Raw genomic sequence first — 7,180 nt, forward strand, 5'->3', positions numbered from 1 at the left:
AGGCCGCAGCCCAGGCGCATCGCGGCGTCGATGTCCTCGCGGGAGGCGTACTTGGCCTCGTACATCGCCGCTGCCTGGTTGAGGTAGCCGAAGAGCAGGCCGTCGGCGACGAATCCGGGCCGGTCGCCGACCGCGACGGGCTCCTTGCCCAGCGCGTACGCCAGGTCGGTGACGGAGGCGACCGCCGCGGGCGCGGTCAGCACGGAGGAGACCACCTCGACCAGCTTCATCGCGGGGGCCGGGTTGAAGAAGTGCAGGCCGAGCACCCGCTCGGGGCGCTGCGACTCGGCGGCCAGACGGGTCACGGACAGCGCGTTCGTGCCGGTCGCGATGATCGTGCCGGGGCGCACGACGTCGTCGAGTTCCCGGATGAGCTGCTGCTTGATCTCGTACGACTCGGGGGCGACCTCGATCACCAGGTCGGCGTCGGCCGCCGCCTGGAGGTCGGTGAACGTACGGACGCGGGCGAGCGCGTCACGCCGCTCGTCCTCGGTGAGCTGCTCGCGGCGCACGGCTCGCGCGGTCGACGCCTCGATGGCGGACACCGCCTGGGCGCCCGCGGCCTCGCTGATGTCGATGCCGATGACCTCGCGTCCCGCGCGGGCCAGGACCTCGGCGATGCCGGTGCCCATCGTGCCGAGACCGATCACGGCGACAGTGTTCAAGGGAGTGTCCATGGGTGGACTCCAGGAAGTGAGTGACGACTGAGGGGTGCACGCGGTGCGCGGCGACGGCGGCGCGGCGTACGGAGGGGGAGCTGCTGCGTGTCGTGACCGGGCGGCGAAACGCGCACGCCCGTGAGGAGTCGACCGGCTCTGTCCCGGAGCCGCGTCGTACTGGATGGAGCTGAGGTGCTCGAAGCACCGAACCGACAAGCACTCGCACCGGCTGCGTCACCAGGCCGCTGCGAGGGAAAAAACTGCTGACGAGGAGTGTGCCCCGCTCACTTGAGATTAACCGGCGAGTAACGAGCGCGCCAGTCCCCGGGGTTTGTGATCTGCATCGCGGATAGGCTCCCCGCATGGACGTGGAGTTGCGCACGGTGACGGAACGCTTACGCCGCGAGGCAGGGGTCTCGGAGAGTTACGAGAGGCTGGTCGCGACCGGCGATGTGGAGGAACTCGCGGAGGTGCTCGTCGGCGCGGGCCAGCCTCTGTGGGCGCGGGAACTGGCGGCGGTCAGGCTCGGCACCGCGGGGGACCGCCGGGCCTTCGAGGCCCTGGTGCTGCTGCTGAACCACCGGGATCCCTCGCGGTGCGCTGCCGCCGCCTACGCCCTGGCCAGGCTGCGCGACCCGCGTACGGCACGAGCGGCAGCCGCCCTGGCCACCAATGAGCTGCGGATTGCCTACGCCCTGCATCCGGTGCGTCTGCTCACCGAACTGCGCGCGCCCGAATCGGCGCCCGCCCTGATCACCACCCTGGGGCGCAGGCTCGCCCCGCACGATCCGTACGGGAAGATCGCGCTTGCCTGCGTGGAGGGCCTCGGGGCGCTGGGGGACCCGCGGGCCAGGCCCGTCCTGACGCAGGCGTGCGGCTTCCCGCGGCTCGCGGCGGCGGCGTCCGCGGCCCTGGCCCGGCTGCCCGCCTAGCCTCCCGGCCGGGCGGATCGCGCAACCCGGCCCGGCGGGATCACAGAACGGCGTATGCCTCTATCTCCATCAGGAACTTCGGCGAGACCAGTGCGCAGACCTGGACCGCGGAGGATGCGGGCAGGTGCTCGGGGTCCATGTACGTGTCCCGCGCGGCCCGGATGTCGGCCATATAGGCCATGTCCGTGACGAAGTACGTCAGTTTCACGACGTCCCGGAAGCTGCCGCCCGCGGCCACTAGGCAGTGCCACAAATTGTCGAACACCTGCCGCGCCTGCGTCGCCGGGTCCTCCTCGCCGACGAGTTCGCCGTCCTTGTCCAGGGAGAGCTGACCGGAGATCGCCACGAAGCGGCCCGTCCCCATGACCACGTGCGTGTACTGGGCGGCGGGGAAGACGCCGTTGGGGGCGTTGATGTGGGTGAGTCGGCTCATGTCTCCATCCTGGACCATGCCTCTGACAATTGCCCTGCGGATATGAGGTGTTGAACCCTCACAGGAGGGTGAGCTGGGTGCCGCCGGGTGCGGCGGGCGAGGCGGACGAGGCCTCGGCCTGCTCCGGTACACGGACACGGCGGGCGGCACCCGCGCGCGGGCCCGATGCCGAACTCCTCGGCCAGCTCGTGGACTTGCCGCGTGATCCGGCGCTGGTACCACTTGGGTGCGTACGCCCCTTCCGCGTACAGCCGCTCGTAGCGCCGCACCAGATACGGATGGTGCCGTTCCAGCCAGGCCATGAACCACTCGCGTGCGCCGGGTCGCAGATGCAGCACGAGCGGTGTCACGGAGGTGGCCCCCGAGGCCGCGACGGCCCGCACGGTCGCCCGCAGCTGCTCGGGCCTGTCCCCGAGGAACGGGATCACGGGCGCCATGAGGACGCCGCACCCGATGCCGTGCCCGGTCAGCGTCCGTACGGCGTCGAGCCGCCGTTCCGGGGCCGGCGTGCCCGGCTCCACGGTGCGCCACAGCTCTCGGTCGACGAAGCCGACGGACACGGAGACCCCGACGTCGGTGACGGCGGCGGCCTGCTTCAGGAGGTCGAGGTCGCGCAGGATCAGCGTGCCCTTGGTGAGGATGGAGAAGGGGTTTGCGCGATCGCGCAGGGCGGCGATGATGCCGGGCATCAGGCCGTAGCGCCCCTCGGCCCGCTGGTAGCAGTCGACGTTCGTGCCCATCGCGATGTGCTCGCCGTGCCAGCGGGGCGATGCGAGCTGGCGGCGCAGCAGTTCGGGGGCGTTGACCTTGACCACGATCTGGCTGTCGAAGCCGAGCCCCGTGTCCAGGTCCAGATAGCTGTGGGTCTTGCGCGCGAAGCAGTACACGCACGCGTGCGAGCAGCCCCGGTAGGGATTGACCGTCCACTCGAACGGCATCCGCGAGGCTCCCGGCACCCGGTTCACGATCGTTCTCGCCCGGATCTCGTGGAAGGTGATTCCCGCGAATTCAGGTGTGTCGAAGGTCCGGGTCGTGACCGCGTCCGCGCCGAACAGCGCGGCATCCGCGACACCCCGTGCCGGACCGTCGGCGAGGTTCTCCCAGCGCATGACGCCTCCTCGGTAGCACTGACCACAGAATAGAACATACGTTCCCTTGATCGCGCGACCCGGTACCCCGGTGACCCCGATTTGAGGGCCCGGTACGCAGGGTGGTTGGCTTTCCGCGAACCACACCCCGAACAACCGAGTGCTGGAGGAAGTGCCATGGCGCAGGTCGAGGCGACCACGGAGCGGATCATCGCGGCGCGGCCGGAGGACGTCTTCGACGCACTCGCCGACTACGCGAACGTGCGCCCGAAGATCCTGTCGGAGCACTTCAGCGAGTACGAGGTGCGCGAGGGCGGCGACGGCGACGGGACGCTCGTCCACTGGAAGCTCCAGGCGACCAGCAAGCGGATCCGCGACTGCCTCCTCGACGTCTCCGAGCCGACCGACGGTCAGCTCGTCGAGAAGGACCGCAACTCCTCCATGGTCACCACCTGGACCGTGACCCCGGCGGGCGAGGGCAAGTCGCGCGTGGTCGTCTCCACCGTGTGGAACGGCGCCGGCGGCGTCGGCGGCTTCTTCGAGAAGACCTTCGCCCCCAAGGGTCTCGGGCGCATCTACGACGAGGTGCTCGGCAAGCTCGCGGGGCAGGTCGAGAAGTAGGACCGCGGCTGACCGGGCCTCAACTCCGGTAGCCCATCAGGGTTGTTGTCACGCTCACCGTTTCGAGTGGTTTTCTGTTCGGGTCACTTGTACGGCGTAGGGCTCCCACCGGCGCATACGTGCGCCGGACCCCGCGAAGGGGCAACTCGTCGCGCTTGCTCGCAGTTGTCGCGTAATGCGAGAAATGTGCGGCGCAGGTGCGACGAGGGGAGCAGGACGTGGGCGGTACGACGCTGGTGAAGGGCGCCGAACTGGGGGAACCGGTGGCGCTCGCGGCGCCCGACGGCCCCCGCGAGCCGCCACCGCCGGGGCGGCACGGATCGGCGACGGACGGACTCAGTCCCGCCCGCGTCCGGATGGTCTTCGTCGGGCTCATGCTCGCGCTGCTGCTCGCCGCCCTGGAGCAGATGATCGTCGCCACCGCGCTCCCGAAGATCGTCGGTGAGCTGCACGGCCTGGACAAGATGTCCTGGGCGATCACCGCCTACCTCCTGACGTCCACGGTCGGTCTTCCCATCTACGGCAAGCTCGGGGACCTCTTCGGGCGCAAGGGCGTCTTCCAGTTCGCGATCATCATCTTCATCGTCGGCTCCGCGCTTGCCGGTTGGTCGCGGACGATGGACCAGCTCATCGCCTTCCGCGCCATCCAGGGCATCGGCGCGGGCGGCCTCATGATCGGCGTACAGGCGATCATCGCGGACATCGTGCCGCCACGCGAACGCGGCCGCTACATGGGCCTCATCGGCGCCGCCTTCGGCCTCGCGTCGGTCGCGGGACCCCTGCTCGGCGGGTTCTTCACCGATCACGTGACCTGGCGCTGGTGCTTCTACTTCAACGTGCCCTTCGGGCTCGTCACCCTCGCCGTCGTCAGCTTCGTCCTCAAGCTGCCCAAGCCCGCGGCCAAGGCCCGACTGGACGTGCTCGGCGCGCTGTTGCTCACCTCCGCGTCCACCTGCCTCGTGCTGCTGACCAGTTGGGGCGGCACCGAGTACGAGTGGGGCTCGCGCGTCATCCTGGGGCTCGCGGGCGGGGCGGTCGCCTCGATCGTGCTCTTCGTCGTCGCCGAACGCTTCGCCGCAGAACCGATCATCCCGCTGCGCCTGTTCCGCGACCCGGTCTTCAACGTCACCGCCGTCGTCGGCATGGTCGTCGGGGTCGCACTCTTCGGAGCGGCCAGCTATCTGCCGACCTTCCTCCAGATGGTCGACGGCGCGAGCGCCACCGAGTCCGGACTGCTCATGCTGCCGATGATGGGCGGTGTCGTCGGCGCCTCCATCCTCTCCGGGCAGCTCATCAGCCACACCGGGCGCTACAAGATCTACCCGGTCATCGGCGGCATCCTGTCCGTCGTCGGCATGTGGCTGCTCTCCCGGCTCGAAGCCGACACGCCCCGGCTGCACTACAGCATCTGGATGGCCGTCCTCGGCGCGGGCGTCGGCCTCGTCATGCCGGTGCTCATCCTCGCCGTGCAGAACGCGGTGCGCCCCACCGACCTGGGCACGGCCACCAGCGCCAACAACTACTTCCGGCAGATCGGCGGCAGCGTCGGCGCCGCGATCTTCGGCACGCTCTTCGCCGACCGGCTCGCCGACGCGCTCACCGAGCGCATCCCGGCCTCGGCGGGCCTCCCCGACCCCGAGGCCATCACCCCGCAGCTCGTCCACGCGATGCCCGCGCCGCTGCGCGACGGCTACATCCAGGCGTACGCCGACGCGATGCCGCGGGTCTTCCTCTACCTGGTGCCGGTGCTCGTGCTCGGCATGCTGATCACCTTCTTCCTCAAGGAGACACCCCTGTTGTCCAGCGCAGCAGCGTCCCAGGACGCTCCCACGGCCGAGCCCGCGACCGTCCCGCAGGCCCGTGCGTCCCACGCCGCCGGGGTGCCCGTATGCGGCACCGTGCAGCACCCGGACGGCACGGTGGTGCCGCGCGCCGCCCTGACCCTCATCGATGTCGGCGGGCAGCAGATCGGCCGCGGCGCGAGCGGCGACGACGGGCGGTACGCGCTCGCCACACCGGGCTCGGGATCGTTCGTCCTGATCGCGGCCGCGGGCGGCCACCAGCCGCAGGCGGTCACCGTCACCGTCGGGGAGCGGCCCGTGGAGCTCGACGTGGTGCTCGGCGGCGCCGGGCGCCTGGCGGGCAGTGTGGTCACCGCCGACGGCACCCCCGTACGGGACGCCGCGGTGACCCTCACCGACGTGCGCGGAGAGGTCGTCGCGAGCACCCGCAGCGGGCGCGAGGGCGGCTATGTCATCACCGAGCTGGTGGCCGGCGAGTACACGCTGGCCGCGAGCGCCCCCGCCTTCCGTCCGGCGGCCCTGCCCGTCTCGGTGCAGGCGTCCCGCGAGACCCGCCAGGACGTCGAACTCGCGGGCGGCGCCGTCCTGCGCGGGACCGTGCGGGCCAGCGGCGGGCGGCCCGTCGAAGACGCGCGCGTGACGCTGCTCGACGCGGCGGGCAATGTCGTGGACACCCTCACCACCGGTCAGGACGGCACCTTCCGGTTCATCGATCTGTCGTCGGGCGAGTACACGGTCATCGCCGCGGGCTACCCGCCGGTCGCCACCGTGCTCCAGGTCGCGGGCGGCGGGCGCACGGAGCGGGATCTCCAGCTGGGGCACGAGGACTAGCCGGGACCGGCGCGAGCGGTGCGGGGCGCCCGGTGCGGCGGGCGGCGCAAGATACCCGCCCCGGGCGCTCCCGTGCCGCTCAATTCCCGTATTGCGCCGCACGGCAACCTGCCCCGGTCGTACGGTGGTCGGGGCGGCGCAGGGCCTTCGCGGTGCCGCCGGAAGGAGCGTTCGCCATGGAATACGGCAGCCCGGGCGGGCCGGTGGCGCAGCCTGCCATGGCCGGCCGGATCCCACTCGCCGTGGTCGTCGTCGACGGGGCGGGTGCCGTCTCGCACTGGAGCACCGGCGCACGGAAACTCTTCGGGTACTCCAGGGAAGAAGCCCTCGGAAGCCCGGCGGCCGACCTGCTCCCGGTCTCCGGCGCGATCCCCGAGGACCACACCGACTTCGGCGTGTACGACGGACTGGGGCCCGACCTGGAGACCTCCCTCGACGGAGGCATCTCGTACCCCGCGGCCGGGCGCGCGCGGCTCTCCGTGCCCGGCGGCGACCACCACCGCGTGGACGTCCTGTGGTGGGCGTATCCGCTCGTCGGCCCCGGACCCGAGCGGCTGCTCGTGCTCGCGGCCGACGCCGCCAGCCTCGCCGACGAGGAGGGCGGGGAAGCGGGCCGGGTCGAGCGCATCACACCCGGGTTCGCCCTGCACACGGACTTCCCCGGAGCGGACGAGCTGGCGAGCCGGCTTCCCGAGATCCTGCCCAGCATGAGCGTGGGGGAGAGCTCCCGCATCGTGGCGCAGGTCCTCGAACTGGGCTACCCCGTCCTGGAGTTCAGCAAGTACGACCGCGTGCCCGTCACCCCCGACTGGGG

The 7,180-nt window shown here is 71.2% G+C and carries 6 protein-coding genes and 1 pseudogene; 4 read left to right on the top strand and 3 right to left on the bottom strand.

The window, feature by feature from the left end; all coding sequences use genetic code 11:
• Positions 1-677, bottom strand: a 677-nt coding sequence (locus ACQKIP_RS34605) for a 3-hydroxyacyl-CoA dehydrogenase family protein (protein WP_427745050.1), incomplete at its 3' end; no start/stop codon positions are given.
• A 344-nt stretch (positions 678-1,021) separates the two neighbouring features.
• Between ACQKIP_RS34605 and ACQKIP_RS34610 the strand changes: the two genes are divergently transcribed.
• Positions 1,022-1,591 (top strand): adenylosuccinate lyase, encoded by a 570-nt coding sequence (locus tag ACQKIP_RS34610; protein ID WP_361198033.1) that lies wholly within the window; start codon positions 1,022-1,024, stop codon positions 1,589-1,591.
• 40 nt (positions 1,592-1,631) lie between these two features.
• Here ACQKIP_RS34610 and ACQKIP_RS34615 read toward each other — a convergent pair whose 3' ends face one another.
• Both ACQKIP_RS34615 and ACQKIP_RS34620 read right to left on the bottom strand, forming a co-directional pair.
• On the bottom strand, positions 1,632-2,024 hold the full coding sequence (locus ACQKIP_RS34615) for a RidA family protein (RefSeq protein WP_365855738.1): 393 nt from the start codon (positions 2,022-2,024) through the stop codon (positions 1,632-1,634).
• Positions 2,025-2,082: 58 nt separating this feature from the next.
• Positions 2,083-3,133 (bottom strand): annotated as a pseudogene (locus tag ACQKIP_RS34620) (Rv2578c family radical SAM protein).
• Positions 3,134-3,289: 156 nt separating this feature from the next.
• On the opposite strand from ACQKIP_RS34620, the gene ACQKIP_RS34625 reads away from it, so the two are divergent.
• The 3 genes from ACQKIP_RS34625 to ACQKIP_RS34635 form a co-directional block, all read left to right on the top strand.
• The gene (locus tag ACQKIP_RS34625) at positions 3,290-3,733 is read left to right on the top strand and encodes an SRPBCC family protein (protein WP_365855736.1); all 444 of its coding nucleotides are present in this window, start codon (positions 3,290-3,292) and stop codon (positions 3,731-3,733) included.
• Positions 3,734-3,951: 218 nt separating this feature from the next.
• A complete protein-coding gene (locus ACQKIP_RS34630) occupies positions 3,952-6,366 on the top strand; it encodes an MFS transporter (RefSeq protein ID WP_365855734.1) in 2,415 nt (804 codons plus the stop codon).
• A gap of 176 nt (positions 6,367-6,542) precedes the next feature.
• Positions 6,543-7,180: PAS domain-containing protein (locus ACQKIP_RS34635; RefSeq protein ID WP_427745051.1), on the top strand; the 638-nt coding region annotated here is incomplete at its 3' end.

Origin of the sequence: Streptomyces sp. NPDC059900, from assembly GCF_050270335.1 — a bacterium.
Taxonomy (GTDB): domain Bacteria; phylum Actinomycetota; class Actinomycetes; order Streptomycetales; family Streptomycetaceae; genus Streptomyces.

Coding starts and splice junctions, on each gene's coding strand:
- ACQKIP_RS34625 (WP_365855736.1), top strand. CDS start 3,290: ATGGCGCAGGTCGAGGCGACCACGGAGCGGATCATCGCGGCGCGGCCG.
- ACQKIP_RS34615 (WP_365855738.1), bottom strand. CDS start 2,024: ATGAGCCGACTCACCCACATCAACGCCCCCAACGGCGTCTTCCCCGCC.
- ACQKIP_RS34610 (WP_361198033.1), top strand. CDS start 1,022: ATGGACGTGGAGTTGCGCACGGTGACGGAACGCTTACGCCGCGAGGCA.